This window comes from Streptomyces aureus (genome assembly GCF_000725495.1).
In the GTDB taxonomy this organism is placed as follows: domain Bacteria; phylum Actinomycetota; class Actinomycetes; order Streptomycetales; family Streptomycetaceae; genus Streptomyces; species Streptomyces aureus_B.
Window position 1 is genome coordinate 1 of sequence record NZ_JNZD01000044.1, and the last position, 14,985, is coordinate 14,985.

Annotated in this window: 12 protein-coding genes; 8 read left to right on the plus strand and 4 right to left on the minus strand. The window is 71.9% G+C overall.

Annotated features, from left to right (window positions below; genetic code table 11):
- Positions 1 to 269: 269 nt before the first annotated feature.
- Together IO36_RS34000 and IO36_RS34005 are read right to left on the minus strand one after the other, a co-directional pair.
- Positions 270 to 1,448 (minus strand): hypothetical protein, encoded by a 1,179-nt coding sequence (locus IO36_RS34000; protein WP_037625748.1) that lies wholly within the window; start codon positions 1,446 to 1,448, stop codon positions 270 to 272.
- Positions 1,445 to 2,386, minus strand: coding sequence for a 5-dehydro-4-deoxyglucarate dehydratase (locus IO36_RS34005; protein WP_037625750.1), 942 nt, complete (start codon positions 2,384 to 2,386; stop codon positions 1,445 to 1,447). The genes IO36_RS34000 and IO36_RS34005 overlap by 4 nt, the downstream gene beginning before the upstream one ends.
- A 300-nt stretch (positions 2,387 to 2,686) precedes the next feature.
- On the opposite strand from IO36_RS34005, the gene IO36_RS34010 reads away from it, so the two are divergent.
- From IO36_RS34010 to IO36_RS34040, 7 genes are all read left to right on the plus strand, one after another.
- The gene (locus IO36_RS34010) at positions 2,687 to 3,496 is read left to right on the plus strand and encodes an NAD-dependent epimerase/dehydratase family protein (protein WP_037625751.1); all 810 of its coding nucleotides are present in this window, start codon (positions 2,687 to 2,689) and stop codon (positions 3,494 to 3,496) included.
- Positions 3,497 to 3,801: 305 nt separating this feature from the next.
- On the plus strand, positions 3,802 to 4,581 hold the full coding sequence (locus IO36_RS34015; RefSeq protein WP_037625796.1) for a DeoR/GlpR family DNA-binding transcription regulator: 780 nt from the start codon (positions 3,802 to 3,804) through the stop codon (positions 4,579 to 4,581).
- 178 nt (positions 4,582 to 4,759) lie between these two features.
- Positions 4,760 to 6,130 (plus strand): ABC transporter substrate-binding protein, encoded by a 1,371-nt coding sequence (locus tag IO36_RS34020; protein WP_037625753.1) that lies wholly within the window; start codon positions 4,760 to 4,762, stop codon positions 6,128 to 6,130.
- The gene (locus IO36_RS34025; RefSeq protein WP_037625754.1) at positions 6,127 to 7,062 is read left to right on the plus strand and encodes a carbohydrate ABC transporter permease; all 936 of its coding nucleotides are present in this window, start codon (positions 6,127 to 6,129) and stop codon (positions 7,060 to 7,062) included. The genes IO36_RS34020 and IO36_RS34025 overlap by 4 nt, the downstream gene beginning before the upstream one ends.
- The gene (locus IO36_RS34030) at positions 7,062 to 7,913 is read left to right on the plus strand and encodes a carbohydrate ABC transporter permease (protein WP_037625755.1); all 852 of its coding nucleotides are present in this window, start codon (positions 7,062 to 7,064) and stop codon (positions 7,911 to 7,913) included. The genes IO36_RS34025 and IO36_RS34030 overlap by 1 nt, the downstream gene beginning before the upstream one ends.
- Positions 7,910 to 8,899 carry a zinc-dependent alcohol dehydrogenase family protein gene (locus tag IO36_RS34035; RefSeq protein ID WP_037625757.1) on the plus strand — a complete coding sequence of 330 codons (990 nt, stop codon included), beginning with the start codon at positions 7,910 to 7,912 and terminating at the stop codon, positions 8,897 to 8,899. Before IO36_RS34030 ends, IO36_RS34035 begins: the two co-directional genes overlap by 4 nt.
- Before the next feature lie 113 nt (positions 8,900 to 9,012).
- Positions 9,013 to 10,176 (plus strand): TerD family protein, encoded by a 1,164-nt coding sequence (locus IO36_RS34040; RefSeq protein ID WP_037625759.1) that lies wholly within the window; start codon positions 9,013 to 9,015, stop codon positions 10,174 to 10,176.
- Positions 10,177 to 10,718: 542 nt separating this feature from the next.
- Here the strand turns inward: IO36_RS34040 and IO36_RS34045 are convergent.
- Positions 10,719 to 11,285 (minus strand): TetR/AcrR family transcriptional regulator, encoded by a 567-nt coding sequence (locus IO36_RS34045; RefSeq protein ID WP_037625761.1) that lies wholly within the window; start codon positions 11,283 to 11,285, stop codon positions 10,719 to 10,721.
- Positions 11,286 to 11,443: 158 nt separating this feature from the next.
- On the opposite strand from IO36_RS34045, the gene IO36_RS34050 reads away from it, so the two are divergent.
- Positions 11,444 to 12,958, plus strand: coding sequence for an MFS transporter (locus IO36_RS34050; RefSeq protein ID WP_037625762.1), 1,515 nt, complete (start codon positions 11,444 to 11,446; stop codon positions 12,956 to 12,958).
- 89 nt (positions 12,959 to 13,047) lie between these two features.
- Here the strand turns inward: IO36_RS34050 and IO36_RS34055 are convergent, their stop codons facing one another.
- Complete coding sequence (locus IO36_RS34055; protein WP_037625764.1) at positions 13,048 to 14,637, minus strand: TROVE domain-containing protein; 1,590 nt, start codon at positions 14,635 to 14,637, stop codon at positions 13,048 to 13,050.
- Between the last annotated feature and the right edge of the window lie 348 nt (positions 14,638 to 14,985).

The following is a 14,985-nucleotide window of genomic DNA, read 5'->3' on the forward strand; positions in this document are numbered from 1 at the left end:
GGCCGCATCGCCAACACGCTCAAGAACACCGGCGACACCCCCGCCCTGACCATCCACGCCACCACCGCCCACGGCGACATCACCGCCAACAGCCTGTGACGGGCCGGCACCACGGCCCGCGCCCGCCCTTCGTCCTCCCGCCCCCCGTCCCGGGCGGAAGGACGGAGGGCGGGCCAGGGCCGGACCCCTGGCTCGGTTCGGGCGAAGGGCGGACTCCTCGGGCCAGTCCGGCAATTCCCGTCCACCCGGCGCGAATTGCCGGACGGGCCCTAGTCCAGCTCCGCCAACGCCCCCCGCACGGCGTCCAGATCGGCGTCCGAGGCCAACCCCGCGTGGTACAGCCGCAGTTCCGTGGCGCCGAGCTCGGCCGCGCGGGCGGCATCGGCGGCCAGAGCCTCCGGCCGGCCGCCCATCCCGGACACCACGGTGAAGTTGGCGGCCAGCACCCGGCCCCTCGCCCCCGCCCGCATCTCCCGGGCGAAGGGCGTCAGCAGTCCCGCGCCCCCGGTGCACGGCACGACCACGCCGTCCGCCACGGACAGGACGTGCCCGGGGTCCACACCGGCGTTGGCGCCGCAGTGGAAGGACTCGGGGTCGGCGTGCAGCAGCACCCGGAACCCGGCCGGCGCGGTGGAGCGGACCGCCTCGACCGTCTCCTCCTGGAGCGAGCGGGCCACCTGGTCGCGCCACACCCGGGTCGCCGCCGCGGTACCCGCCCCCAGCAGCTTCTCGACTCCGGCCCAGCCCCCGCCGGACGGCCCGCCCCGCCACACCGGCTCCAGGGCGGCGCGCACGAAGGACGCCAGCTCCTCGGCGTCGAGGCCCTGCCCGCCGTACCCCTCGGCGCAGACGGGACAGAAGCAGAGGGACATCAGATACTGCCCGGCGTCCCCGAGCGGCACCCCGGCGGTCTTGTCGTGGGCGTGCAGATGGGCGAGCCCGTACCACCCGAGCGACTCCAGTTCCGTACCGGCCGCGCCGGGCCGGACCGCGGCCTCGGCGGCGAGGGCGGTCAGATGGGCGCGGGTGGCGGGCTGCGCGACGCAGGGGGCCCAGGGGTAGCGGTCCCCGTAGGCGTTGACGACGGAGGTCCGCGGATGCTCCTCCCCCATACGGGAGTTGTGCGCGAGCACGACCCAGGTGTGGACCTCGAGCCCGGCCCCGGCGAGCGCGGCGGCGGCCTCTCCGTACGCGTCACCGGGGGCCCAGTCCCCGGCCGGGTAGGGGCGCAGGTCCCTGCCCCGCCACCGCTCCTCGTCCACCGGATAGAGCACGGCCGCGTGCCGGGCGGTGACGATCCGGTGCCGGGGGTGGCGGGGCGTCAGCGCGCGTGTGGAGTGGTAGGCGGACGCGAGCGTCACCTGGTGGACACCGAGGGCGGCGGTCCTGGCCGCGGCCTCCGGGTCCCCGTTGACGTCCCAGGGATAGAGGAAGGCGGACGTCCTCACAGGTCCTCCCCGATGAGCGCGCAGCCGCGTTCGATCAGCTGCGCGAGCTGCTTGACGTGGTCCTCGGCCGGTTCGTGCAGCGGGGGCCGCACCTCGCCGACGGCCCGTCCGCGCAGCCGCACCCCGGCCTTGACGAGGGCGACGGCGTAGCCGCGCCCCTGCGCCCGCAGATCGGCGAAGGGCCGGTAGAAGCCGTCGAGCAGCCGGTTCACCGTCATGTCGTCGCCCGTGTTCAGGGCCCGGTGGAAGGCCAGCGCGATCTCGGGGGCGAAGCAGAAGACGGCCGAGGAGTAGAGCGTGATCCCCAGGCCGCGGTAGGCGAGCCCGGTCAGCTCGGCCGTGGGCAGACCGTTGAAGTAGAGGAAGCCCCCGGACGTCTCGCCGCGGACGGCGCTGACGATCCGCTGCATGAGCTCGAGGTCGCCGAGCCCGTCCTTGAAGCCGACGATCCCCTCGGTGCGGGCGAGCTCGACCACGCTCGCGGGGGTGAAGACGGCGTTGTCGCGCTGGTAGACGATCACGTCCAGGGAGGTGGCGGCGGCGATCTCCCGGTAGTGCCGCAGCAGTCCTTCCTGCCCGGCCGTGACGAGGTACGGGGGCATCGCGAGCAGCCCGTCGGCCCCGGCGGCCTCCGCGAGGCGCGCGTACCGCACGGCGAGCGCGGTGCCGTATCCGGCGCCCGCAACCACCGGGACGCGCCCGTCGGCGGCCTCGACCGCCGCCCGTACCAGCGTCTCGAACTCCTCGGGCACGAGCGCGTGGAACTCGCCGGTGCCGCAGCAGGCGAAGACCGCGGCCGCGCCGGCCTCGACACCGTCGCGCACGTGCTCCCGGTAGACGCCGGGATCGACGGCGCCGTCGGGGCCGTACGCGGTGACGGGGAAGAAGAGCGGCCCGCTGGGAATGCCGAGCCGAGCGGCGAGAGGGGCTGAGGTCACGGACTCTCCCTGTAAAAGATGCCCACCGAGTGCACGTTTCTGATCCACGTCCATATCCCTGAACGCGCCCACGCTAAGCCGCCACCTCGGGGCCGGTCAAGCACGCAAACCCGCAACACGAAGGCGGATTTCGCCCCTCCGCGCGACACTTGACGCAGCACGCCGACGCTCCCTAGCGTGTCCATGCATGTGAATACGATCCATGGATACGGTTGACCGAACAGAGCCCCACCGACCGCCCGGCCGACCGCGCCACGGCGTCCGGCTCCCGGGGCGCCGGCCCGCACGGAGGAGACCCCCATGCCCGCTCCCCGCACCGTTCTGCTCACCGGCGCCGCCGGCGGACTCGGCACCCTGATGCGCGGACTCCTGCCGGCGTACGGCTACGAGCTGCGCCTGCTCGACGTGCGCCCCGTCGAGGGCGAGCCGGACGCGATCACCGCGGACCTCGCCGACCGGGCGGCACTGCGCGCGGCGGTTCGGGGCGTCGACGCGATCGTCCACCTCGCGGGCATCTCGCTGGAGTCCTCCTTCGACAAGATCCTCAAGGCGAACGTCGAGGGGACGTACCACCTGTACGAGGCGGCGCGCGAGGAGGGCGTGGGCCGTGTCGTGTTCGCCTCCTCCAACCACGCGGTCGGCTTCACCCCGCGCCCGCAGGGGGACGACCCCCTGATCCCCGTCGACACCCCGCGCCGCCCCGACACCTTCTACGGGCTGTCCAAGTCGTTCGGCGAGGACCTGGCGCAGCTCTACTGGGACAGGCACGGCCTGGAGACCGTCTCCGTGCGCATCGGGTCCTGCTTCCCGGAGCCCACCAGCGTGCGCATGCTCTCCGTGTGGATGAGCCCCGAGGACGGCGCCCGCCTCTTCCACGCGGCCCTGACCGCCGAGGGGGTCGGACACACGGTCGTCTACGGCTCCTCCGCCAACACCCGTCTGTGGTGGGACCTCTCGTCGGCACGGGCCCTCGGCTACGAACCGCGCGACGACTCCGAGCCGTACGCCGAGAAGCTCATCGCCGAACAGGGCGAACTCGACCCGGCCAACCCGGAACACGCCTGCCTGGGCGGCCACTTCACGACCCGTCCGCCGATCTGGCCGCACTGACCCGGCGGTCGGCGGACCAGGGCCGGGCGGACGGGAACCGTGGGACAGGCCCCAGGGGCGGGCGGGCAGCGAACGGGCCCGCCCGCCCCCGTGTTCGGGCAACGCCCCTGCCCGGTTCCGCCGCCTCCCCCGCTCCGCCCCAGGTCCGCCGCGGGCGGCTACGGCGCCAAACGGGCACAGCCGGGCAGCATCGGGCCCGGAACAGGCCTGGTCAGCGTCCGGCACCCGCTGTAGAACTTCCCTCGAGGGCCCGCCGGGTCCGAACGGGCGGTGCGCGACGGAGCGCGAGGAAGCGGGTGACGGCGATGACGGCCAGGACGGCCAGGACGGCGGAGGAACGGCAGCGCGAGATCGTCCGGACCGCGCGCCGGGCGGGATCGGTCGACGTCACCGAACTCGCCGGCGAACTCGGCGTCGCCAAGGAGACCGTACGGCGCGACCTGCGCACCCTGGAGGACCACGGTCTGGTCCGCCGCACCCACGGCGGCGCCTATCCGGTGGAGAGCGCCGGCTTCGAGACGACGCTCGCCTTCCGCACCACCAGCCACGTACCCGAGAAACGCCGGATCGCCGCCGCGGCGGCCGAACTGGCCCGCGACGCCGAGACCGTGTTCGTCGACGAGGGGTTCACCCCGCAGCTCATCGCCGAAGCACTGCCCAGGGACCGGCCGTTGACCGTTGTGACCGCCTCCCTCGCCACCGCCGGGGCACTCGCCGGCGCCGAGAACACGAGCGTCCTGCTGCTCGGCGGCCGGGTCCGCCCCGGCACGCTCGCGACCGTCGACCACTGGACGACGAAGATGCTGGCCGGCTTCGTCATCGACCTCGCGTTCATCGGCGCCAACGGCATCTCCCGGGAACACGGCCTCACCACCCCCGACCCGGCCGTCAGCGAGGTCAAGGCACAGGCGATCAGGGCCTCCCGGCGCACGGTCTTCGCCGGTGTGCACACCAAGTTCGGCGCCGTCAGCTTCTGCCGGTTCGCCGGTATCGGCGCCCTGGAGACGATCGTCACGAGCACCCTGCTCCCGGCCTCCGAGGCGCACCGCTACTCGCTGCTGGGCCCCCAGGTCATCCGCGTCTGACACCCCCGACGCCCGCGACCTCGCATCCGAGACCACCCACCGTCCCACGCCCCTCCCCCGACGCCCGCCACCCCACGTCCCTCCCCTCCCCTCTCCCCCCAACGACCCACCCCTGCGCATCCCCGCACCCCACCCCACCCCTTATCTCCCCATTTGCCCCTCTCCCCAGGAGTGATCCATGCGAACCCCGAGCCGACGGAGGCCGCGCGCGCTGCTCGCCGCGGCCGCCGCAGGGACGCTGCTCTCCCCGCTCCTCTCCGGCTGCTGGGCCGGAGCGGGCGGGTCGGGCTCCGGCGGGAACTCCATCAACGTCCTGATGGTCAACAACCCGCAGATGGTCGAGCTCCAGAAGCTGACCAAGGCCCACTTCACCCGAGAGACCGGCATCAAGGTGAACTTCACCGTCCTGCCGGAGAACGACGTCCGCGACAAGATCAGCCAGGACTTCGCCAACCAGGCCGGCCAGTACGACGTCGCCACCCTCTCCAACTACGAGATACCGATCTACGCCCGCAACGGCTGGCTGCACGAGATGGACTCCTACGTGCGCGGCGACAGCGGATACGACGAGCAGGACATCCTGAAGCCCATGCGGCAGTCGCTGACCGCCGCCGACGGAAAGCTCTACGGGCAGCCGTTCTACGGCGAGTCGTCCTTCCTGATGTACCGCAAGGACGTCTTCGCCGCGAAGGGCCTGACGATGCCGGCGCACCCCACCTGGCAGCAGGTCGCCGGCCTCGCGGCGAAGGCGGACGGCGCCGAGCCCGGCATGAAGGGCATCTGCCTGCGCGGTCTGCCCGGCTGGGGCGAGGTCATGGCCCCCCTCACCACCGTCGTCAACACCTTCGGCGGCACCTGGTTCGACAAGGACTGGAAGGCACGCCTCGACTCCCCCGAGTTCGAGAAGGCCACCCGGTTCTATGTGAACCTGGTCCGCGAGCACGGCGAGTCCGGGGCGGCACAGTCGGGCTTCGCCGAATGCCTCAACGACATGACCCAGGGCAAGACGGCCATGTGGTACGACGCCACCTCCGCCGCGGGCCTGCTGGAGGCCGAGGACTCGCCGGTCAGGGGAAAGCTCGGCTACGTCCCGGCCCCCGTCGAGAAGACCGCCTCCTCCGGCTGGCTCTACACCTGGGCCTGGGGACTCCAGAAGGCCTCGCACAACCCGGACAAGGCCTGGAAGTTCATCTCCTGGGCCTCCGGCAAGGGGTACGAGCAGCTGGTCGGCGACACCGCCGGCTGGTCGAACGTCCCCGCCGGCAAACGCGCCTCGACATACACGAACGCCGCCTACGTCAAGGAGGCCGCGGCCTTCCAGGACATGACCCGGGCCGCCATCGAGGGAGCCCGGCCGCGCGACCCCGGCGTCCAGCCCCGCCCCGCGCCCGGCATCCAGTTCGTCGGCATCCCCGAGTTCACCGACCTCGGCACCAAGGTCTCGCAGGAGATCAGCGCGGCCATCGCCGGACGCCAGTCCGTCGACGCGGCCCTGAGCAGGTCCCAGGAACTCGCCGAGAAGATCTCCAAGGAGTACGAGGGACGATGACCGCCACGACCACGGCCCGCGTGGCCGCTCCCCCCGTACGCACCCACGGACAGCCCTCGGCCCGACTGCGCGCCTGGGCCACCCGCGGCCCCCTCCTCCCGGCCCTGATCTTCATGATCGCGGTCACCCAGCTGCCCTTCGTGGCGACCCTGGTGATCTCGTTCTTCGACTGGAACTCCCTCTATCCGAAGGCCCGCCGCTTCACCGGCTTCGGCAACTACACCGAGGTCCTGACCGACGCCGACCTCAGGCACTCCGTCTGGACGACGGTCCTGCTGACGGTCACCGTCGTCCTCGTCAGCCTGGTCCTCGGACTGGTCCTCGCCCTGCTCCTGGACCGGAGGTTCCGGGGCCGCGGCATCGTCCGCACCCTGCTCATCGCCCCGTTCCTGGTGGTCCCTGTCGCCGCGGCCCTGCTGTGGAAGCACGTGCTCTACAACCCCGAATACGGCCTGCTGAACGGCCTGTTGCACGCCGTCGGCGGCCCGCAGCCCGACTGGATCTCGAACACCCCGCTGCTCGCGGTCGAGGCCTCCCTGGTCTGGCAGTGGACCCCGTTCATGATGCTGATCCTGCTCGCCGGCCTGCAGAGCCGCGACCACCAGCAGCTCGAGGCGGCCCGCGTGGACGGCGCGAACGACTGGCAGATCTTCCGCCACCTCACCCTGCCCCACCTGCGCCGCTACCTCGAACTCGGCGCCCTGCTGGGCTCGGTGTACATCGTCCAGAACTTCGACGCCGTCTTCACGATCACCTCCGGCGGCCTGGGCACCGCCAACCTGCCCTACACCGTGTACCAGAGCTTCTACCAGGCCCACGAGAACGGGCTCGCCTCCGCCGCGGGCGTCCTGGTGGTCATCGGCTCCATCGTCATCGCGACCTTCGCCCTGCGCGTCGTGTCGTCCCTGTTCCGCGAGGAGGGGTCCCGCTGATGAGCACCACCGCGCCCCACGTCCGCCCCCGCCGCGCCCGGGGCACCGGCCTGGGCCTCGCGGCCTGGGCGCTCGGGATCGTGTTCTTCCTGCCCATCGCCTGGATGGCCCTGACGTCCTTCCACTCCGAACCGGACGCGGCGAAGAACCCGCCGGCCCTCGGCGCGGCCCTGACCCTCGACGGCTACCGGGAGTTCTTCGGCACGGGCGGCGGCGCGAGCCCCTGGCCCGCGCTCGTCAACTCCACGGTCGCGTCGACGGCCTCCACCCTCCTCGTCCTGCTGCTGGCCCTCCCGGCGGCCTACGCCCTCTCGATCCGCCCGGTGAAGAAGTGGACGGACGTCCTGTTCTTCTTCCTGTCGACCAAGATGCTGCCGGTGGTGGCGGGCCTCCTCCCGATCTACCTCTTCGCCAAGAACACCGGCACGCTCGACAACATCTGGCTGCTGGTCGTCCTCTACACCTCGATGAACCTGCCGATCGCCGTCTGGATGATGCAGTCGTTCCTCGCCGAGGTCCCCGTCGCCGTGATCGAGGCCGCGCAGATCGACGGCGCCCGGCTGCCCACGGTCCTGGCCCGGGTCGTGGCCCCCATCGCCCTGCCCGGCATCGCGGCCACGGCCCTGATCTGCTTCATCTTCAGCTGGAACGAGCTGCTGTTCGCCCGGGTGCTCACCGGGGTGGTCGCCGGGACCGCCCCCGTCTTCCTGACCGGTTTCATCACCAGCCAGGGCCTGTTCCTGGCGAAGGTGTGCGCCGCGTCGCTCGTCGTCTCCCTGCCGGTGCTCGCCGCGGGGTTCGCCGCCCAGGACAAACTGGTCCAGGGCCTGTCTCTGGGAGCCGTGAAATGAAGGCCGCAGTCATCGAGTCCGTGGGCCGCGCCGTCGTGTCCGAGATTCCCGACCCGGTACCGGGCCCCCGCGAGGTCGTGGTCGAGGTCGCGGCCTGCGGCCTGTGCGGCACCGATCTGCACATCCTCCAGGGCGAGTTCGCGCCGAAGCTGCCGATCGTGCCGGGTCACGAGTTCGCGGGCGAGGTGGTCGGCGTGGGCACCCGGGTCACCGAGCTCGCGGTCGGCGACCGGGTAGCCGTCGACCCGTCCCTGCACTGCCACGAGTGCCGCTACTGCCGTACGGGCCACAACAACCTCTGCGAGCGGTGGGCGGCGATCGGCGTGACCACCGCGGGCGGCGCCGCCCGGTACGCGACCGCCCCCGTCGCCAACTGCGTGAAGCTCCCCGAGCACGTCGCCACCCAGGACGCGGCCCTGATCGAACCGCTCTCCTGCGCCGTCCGCGGTTACGACGTCCTGCGGACCCGGCTCGGCGCCCACGTCCTGGTCTACGGCTCCGGCACGATGGGCCTGATGATGCTGGAGCTCGCCAAACGCACCGGAGCGGCGAGCGTGGACGTGGTGGACGTGAACCCGGAACGGCTGGCCACGGCCCGGCAGCTGGGCGTGTCGGCGGCCGCGACGGGGGCCGACGAACTGGACCGCCCGCAGGGCTGGGACGTGGTGATCGACGCGACGGGCAACGCGGCGGCGATCCAGGACGGCCTGGACCGGGTGGCGAAGGCGGGCACCTTCCTCCAGTTCGGCGTCGCCGACTACGCGACCCGGGTCACCGTCGACCCGTACCGCATCTACAACCAGGAGATCACCATCACCGGTTCGATGGCCGTCCTGCACAGCTTCGAACGCGCCGCGGAACTCTTCGCCGCGGGCGTCATCGACCCCTCGGTCCTCATCAGCGACCGCGTCCCCCTGACGAGCTACCCCGAGGCCCTGGAACGGTTCGCGTCGGGAGCGGGCCGCAAGATCGTCGTCGTGCCCTGAGCAGCGAGGTGTGGTGGACCGGGGCCCCGACCCCGGTCCACCACCACCCTCATCTCACCCTTGGGTAAGGGAACGGTAAAGCGCCCCCGCTCGTTACCCCAGTCATGACCGCTATGACGCCCGGCTCGAACATCCCTCTCCCCGTCTCCCGCGTGACGGTGGACGTCACCGCCCCGGTGCGGCTCGACGTGTCGAGCCTGCTGCTCACCGCCGACGGCAAGGTGCGCTCCGACGACGACTTCATCTTCTACAACCAGCCCTCCGGCCCCGGCGTCACCTACCGCTCGGGCGGCGGTACGACGCCCGACGCGATCACGGTCGACACGGCCGCGGTGCCCCCGGGCATCGAGAAGATCGTCGTCACGGCGAGCCCGGACGCGGCGGGCCAGTCCTTCCAGGGCATCGAACCCACGGCCACCATCCGCAACGCGGACGACAACACGGTCCTGGCCACCTTCACCCCGCCCCGGCTGGGCACGGAGACGGCCCTGGTGATCGTCGAGGTCTACCTCCGCAACGGCGCCTGGAAGGCCCGCGCGGTCGGCCAGGGCTACGCGAACGGCCTGGCCGGCATCGCCACCGACTTCGGCGTGAGCGTGGAGGAGCCCACTCCGGCGCCCCAGCCCGCCGCCGCGGCCCCGCAGGCCCCGACCGCTCCCCCGGTCCCCCCGATGCCCCCGGCGCCTCCGGCCGCCACTGGCAAGATCAACCTGGACAAGGGCCGGGTCAGCCTGCAGAAGAACCAGACGGTGTCCCTGGTCAAGGGCGGCGCCCCGCTCCTGTCCCTGGTCCAGATGGGCCTCGGCTGGGAGCCCGCGTTCCGCGGCAAGGACATCGACCTGGACGCCTCGGTCATCGCGTACGGCCCGCAGCGCAACCACATCGACAGCTGCTACTTTGGCAAGCTCTCGATCGTGAACGGTGCGATCCGGCACTCCGGCGACAACCTCACGGGCGAGGGCGGCGGGGACGACGAGGTGATCACGGTCGACCTCGGCCGGCTGCCCCAGGACGTCACCGGCCTGGTCTTCACGGTCAACTCCTTCTCCGGCCAGAAGTTCACCGAGGTGGCCAAGGCCTACTGCCGCCTCATCGACGCCGCCAGCGGCGAGGAGCTCGTCCGCTTCGACCTGACGAGCGCGGAGCCCCAGACGGGCGTGATGATGGCCAAGCTGATCAAGCAGTTCTCCGGCGAGTGGGAGATGACGGCCCTGGGCACGTTCGTGAAGTCCCGCACGGTCCGCAGCATGGTGAAGCCGGCAGCAGAGTCCCTCTGACTTCCCGGAGCGGGCGAACACCCGGCCCCCGGGGGGGGCGCGCACCCGGGCGCCCGTCCCACACCCCCGGGAACAAGCACCAACCCTCGACCCCCATCCCCACCGCCTTTTCTCGCCCCCTCCGCCCCTACCCAACCCGAACCCAGGGGCTCCGCCCCCAGACCCCCGCTCCTCAAACGCCGGAGGGGCTGAAATCTCCCCCGCACCCGAAAGGTGAGCCGGGGAGAAGGCACCCCTGGGGCTCCGCCCCAGACCCCGCTCCTCAAACGCCGGAGGGGCTGAACTTTCCCCGGCCGGGACTGGAAGGTTGCCCCGGCGGGGACTGGCAGGTTGCCGGGGCCGGGACTGGCAGGTTTGCCGGGGCCGGGGACTGGACCTCAGCCACGATCCACCGGCACCCGGGATCCGGCGCGAGGGGCCGTGCCGGTACATCGATGCCCGTCGCCACTAACGTCCACATCTCCGTCCGACTGCGACGGGCTGATGCACCGGCACGGCCCCGACCCACCCACCGGACCGGAGCCGGGGCCCGCCCCGCAGGGCTACGCCCGCAACCCCTCCGTCAGCAACGACAGATACCGCCGGATGTGCACCGCGTCCCCACCCCCCAGCTCCGACGCCGAAGCCACCCCGTGCGCCAGCCGCAACACCTCGATCGGCTCCACATCCCCCCGCAACGTCCCCTCCCGCTGAGCCTCCCCCACCAGCCGCACAGCCGCCTCCTTGACCGACGACCCACACCGCGCCAGCACCTCCGCGCCCCCGTCCGCCATGGCCGACCCCAGCAGCGCCTTCAGCCCCCGGACCTGGATCATCCCCGCGGCAAGCTCGTTCATCCACTCGACGAGCGCCTCCCCCGGAGCCAACTCCGCCGCCAGCTCGTCCGCCCGCACGGCGATCGCGTCGATCGCGTCCACATACACGGCCTCCAGCAACGCCTGCCGCGTGGGAAAGTGCCGGTACAGCGTCCCGGACCCGACCCCGGCCCGCTTGGCGATGTCGTCCAGCGACGCCCGCTCCCCGTGCTCGGCGAACGCCGCCGCCGCCTCCTCGAGCAGCCGGTCGTAGTTCCGCCGCGCATCCGCCCGCATCGGCTTGACCTGGGCCATTCAGATACTCCTTGCGAACCGGGGACCCTCTCCGTATCTTGGCGAGAGCCAAAGCGGAGACAGTCCCCGCTTTCTGGTGGAGACGACCCGCTCATCTCGGCGGGCAGTCCGCGCTGCCCACCCGCACCGTACCCGGGACGCCAGACCAGGAGAACTCCATGTCCACCCCACCCACCGGCACACCGTCAACCACCTTACGCCCGGCCCGACTTGACCCGACCGACCCGACCGGCCGGACCGACCCGACCGACCCGACCAACCAGGCCAACCAGGCCAACCAGGCCAACCAGACGCACCCGACCACGGCCGCCACCCTGCTGGTCATCGTGACCGCGTACCTGATGGTCGGAGTCGACTCCACCGTCGTCAACGTCGCCCTGCCGGACATTCAGCGGGACCTCGGTTTCACCCCCACCGGCCTGTCCTGGGTCCTCAACACCTACACGCTCGCGTTCGGCGGCCTGCTCCTCCTCGGCGGCCGGATCGGCGACATCGCGGGCCGCCGCCGCGCCCTCACCACGGGCGCCCTCCTCTTCGCCGCCGCCTCCCTGCTCGGCGGCCTCGCCGGCGAGGGCTCCTGGCTGCTCGCGGCCCGCGCGCTCCAGGGCGTGGGCGCCGCCCTCATCGCCCCCAGCACCCTCGCCCTGATCACCACGAGTTTCCCGGAGGGCCCCCGCCGCCATCACGCGCTCGGCGTCTACGCCTCGATGGCGGGGATCGGCGCGTCGGTCGGCCTGGTGCTCGGCGGCATGCTCACGTCGTGGGCGTCCTGGCGCTGGTCCCTGCTGATCAACGTGCCGATCGGCATCGCGGTCGCCGCCGCCCTCCCCCGCTTCGTCGCCGAGACCCCGCGTCACACGGGCCGGTTCGACGCCGCCGGGGCGCTCACCGGCACGGCGGGCACGGCGTCACTGGTCTACGCGTTCATCCGGGTCTCGGAGGAGGGCTGGAGCGACACGGGGGCGATGACGGCGTTCGGCGCGGCGGCGGCCCTGATCGTCGCCTTCGTCCTGGTGGAGGCACGCGCGGAGCAGCCGGTCATGCCGCTGCGGCTGCTCACCGACCGCAACCGGGCGGGCGGCTACGCCGGTGTCCTGCTGCTGCCCGCGGGCATGTTCGGCGCGTTCTACTTCCTGACGCTGGTCGGCCAGCAGGCCCTGGGCTACAGCCCGTTGCGCGCCGGCTTCGCGTTCCTCCCCATGACCCTGCTGATGTTCACGACCGTGCGCATGGTGCCCCGACTGCTCCAGCGTTTCGGCACCAAGCCGGTACTGCTCACCGGCATGTCCCTGATCGCCATCGCGGGCGGCTGGCTGTGGCGGCTGGAGCCGGGCGACGGCTATCTCTCGGGCCTGCTGGGCCCGTTGCTGCTGATGGGCCTGGGCGTCGGCCTGAGCTTCCTGCCGCTGAACGCCACCATCCTGGCCGGCGTCGAGCCGCGGGAGGCGGGATCGGCCTCCGGACTCCTGCAGACCCTCCAGTGGCTGGGCGGCACGCTGGGACTCTCCGTCCTGGTCACCGTGTTCGGCACGGCGACCCGGCACGCCCACGGCTCGCCCACGGAGATCCTCACGGAGGGTTCGGCCCGCGCGTTCGGCGCCGGCGCCCTGATCGCCGTGGCCGCACTGGTGCTGTCGGCACTGGTGATCACAACCCCCGACCCCAACGCCTAGGAACGACATCTCACCCCCGCCCCTGCCCACGACAGGCGGCGCGGCCCGCACCGAAGTACGGACCGCGCCGTCACCCTCCCCGGAGGGAATCAGCCGGCCTGAACCCAAGGCCAGTCCGCGTCCCGCGCCGACTCCAGCAGCGGAACCATCCGGAACGCCGCGTCCGACAGACCACCGAAGGTGTGGCGGTTCCCCTTCCCCGAGGGACCGTGGCCCGCGCGGTGGCCGGCGAGGTTCCAGGTGTAGACCGGCACGTGCGCCGGCACCTGCTGGGTCGGGTCGCCGTACTGGCTGTACATGGCCTGCTCGTCGGTGACGATGAGGACCCGGTCGTGCTTCTTGTAGTGCGCGCGGACCGCCTCGGTCGTGTTCGTGCCGCCGAGGTCACCGAACCGTCCGATGACCTTGAGCACGGACTCGCCCGCACGGAACTTCACCCGCTTGCTGGTGGTGCCGAACTCCACGAGATCCGCGTCCGCCGCCCGCAGCGCGAGCGCCGTACCGAAGATCGCCGCGGCGTCGGCCCGGTTGAGCTCGGAACGCTCCGACAGCCGCGAGTAGAACATCGAGCCCGAACGGTCCACGAGCACCAGGGTCCGCCCCGGCAGCGCGGGCACGTTGGCCAGCGAGTGGCCGAGCGCCTGCTCCAGCGGGTAGGACCAGCGCAGCGACGGCGCGTGCTGGTAGGCCGCGAGGTAGCGGAACGGGAACTGCCGCGACCGTGCGACCTCCGCCGGGTCGCTGATCTTCGCGGCGACCCGGGCCGCGACCTCGTCGCTGACCCCCGCCTCGTCGAAGTTGCGCAGGTTGCGGACGAGCGCCATGGCACCCATGGATGGGATGACGGCCTCCCAGGCCGCCTTGTCCATCGGGCCCTGGAGCCAGCCGGCCAGCGCCTCCCACGTCATGCCCGCGTCCGCCAGACGCTGCGCCCCCTGTGCGCCGGTCACGACCTTGCGCCGCTTGGCGGGCCGCAGCTCCATGAGGTCGCGGTGGGCGGCCAGCACGGGCAGCGACTTGGGGACGACGGCCGTGTCCGGGTTGTGGCGCCGGTCCAGCGCGTACTGGAACAGGTCGCCCTGCCACGGCTTGTCGGGGTCCGGCGCCGCGAGCACGAGGTTGAGGATGTCGCCGAAGCGGTATCCCTTGGACGCGGTGTCGTACTTCAGCAGCGCCTTGCCGTTGTAGAGGCGGCGTACGGCGTCGGCGACGCCCCGCTTGACGGGCTTGGGCACGTTGCGGCCGTAGCGGGAGGTCCAGTAGCCGAGCAGCTCGCCCGGCTCGTCGGGACGGCGCAGGACGGAGGCGACGACCTGCCGGTTGGCCGGGCCGTCGGTGGCGCCGGCGTCGAGGCGTGCCTTCACGTACTCGGCGGCGCCCACGATCGAGGCCGTACGCAGGTTGCCCTCGCCGCGCAGCCAGCCGAGCAGGCCCGCCGTCCAGGACGGATCGGTGACGGCGAGCTCGCGCACGAGCTCGGCGAACCGGGTGTCGCGGGCGTCGCCGGTCTCGTAGAAGGTGTCCTGCGAGACGAAGTTGGCGATGGAGAGCAGGAAGAGCTCGGAGCGCGCGTCGCGCTCCTGGCCGCGGCCGCCCTGGTGGGTGCGCAGCACCCGGCCCGTCGAGGTCACCCGGGAGACGGGCTGCGCCTTCGCGGGACGGGAATTGAATCGTGCCATGGTGAATTCCCCCGAATTCAAACGATTTTCGGAGGGAGGCACAGCAAATGGAGGGTGTCCGAGATCAGGGACGGCGACGGTCGCTTATAAACTGGCGCGTCTTCCGTTCCGCCACACCGACCCGAAGTCGATGACGGGATTCGAACCCGCACGAGGTCGTGACCCCACCAGTTCCCGAAGTATCCGCTGCCTGCGCACCGGGCACCCACCATGAGCTGCGCCTCCCGAGATCAAGTCGGCGGCGGCGTGGATTCTTTGGAAGAGAAGTAGCCGCTGCCCGCGCACCGGGAGGTGCATGAAGTTGTGGTGTCCAGAGATCGAGGCCGGCGGAACCGACGTAGGTGCTCT

Excerpts from the sequence above, each read along its gene's own strand:
- IO36_RS34030 (WP_037625755.1), top strand. The coding sequence starts at position 7,062 with ATGAGCACCACCGCGCCCCACGTCCGCCCCCGCCGCGCCCGGGGCACC.
- IO36_RS34020 (WP_037625753.1), top strand. The coding sequence starts at position 4,760 with ATGCGAACCCCGAGCCGACGGAGGCCGCGCGCGCTGCTCGCCGCGGCC.
- IO36_RS34045 (WP_037625761.1), bottom strand. The coding sequence starts at position 11,285 with ATGGCCCAGGTCAAGCCGATGCGGGCGGATGCGCGGCGGAACTACGAC.
- IO36_RS34035 (WP_037625757.1), top strand. The coding sequence starts at position 7,910 with ATGAAGGCCGCAGTCATCGAGTCCGTGGGCCGCGCCGTCGTGTCCGAG.
- IO36_RS34015 (WP_037625796.1), top strand. The coding sequence starts at position 3,802 with ATGACGGCCAGGACGGCCAGGACGGCGGAGGAACGGCAGCGCGAGATC.
- IO36_RS34055 (WP_037625764.1), bottom strand. The coding sequence starts at position 14,637 with ATGGCACGATTCAATTCCCGTCCCGCGAAGGCGCAGCCCGTCTCCCGG.
- IO36_RS34010 (WP_037625751.1), top strand. The coding sequence starts at position 2,687 with ATGCCCGCTCCCCGCACCGTTCTGCTCACCGGCGCCGCCGGCGGACTC.
- IO36_RS34050 (WP_037625762.1), top strand. The coding sequence starts at position 11,444 with ATGTCCACCCCACCCACCGGCACACCGTCAACCACCTTACGCCCGGCC.
- IO36_RS34040 (WP_037625759.1), top strand. The coding sequence starts at position 9,013 with ATGACGCCCGGCTCGAACATCCCTCTCCCCGTCTCCCGCGTGACGGTG.
- IO36_RS34025 (WP_037625754.1), top strand. The coding sequence starts at position 6,127 with ATGACCGCCACGACCACGGCCCGCGTGGCCGCTCCCCCCGTACGCACC.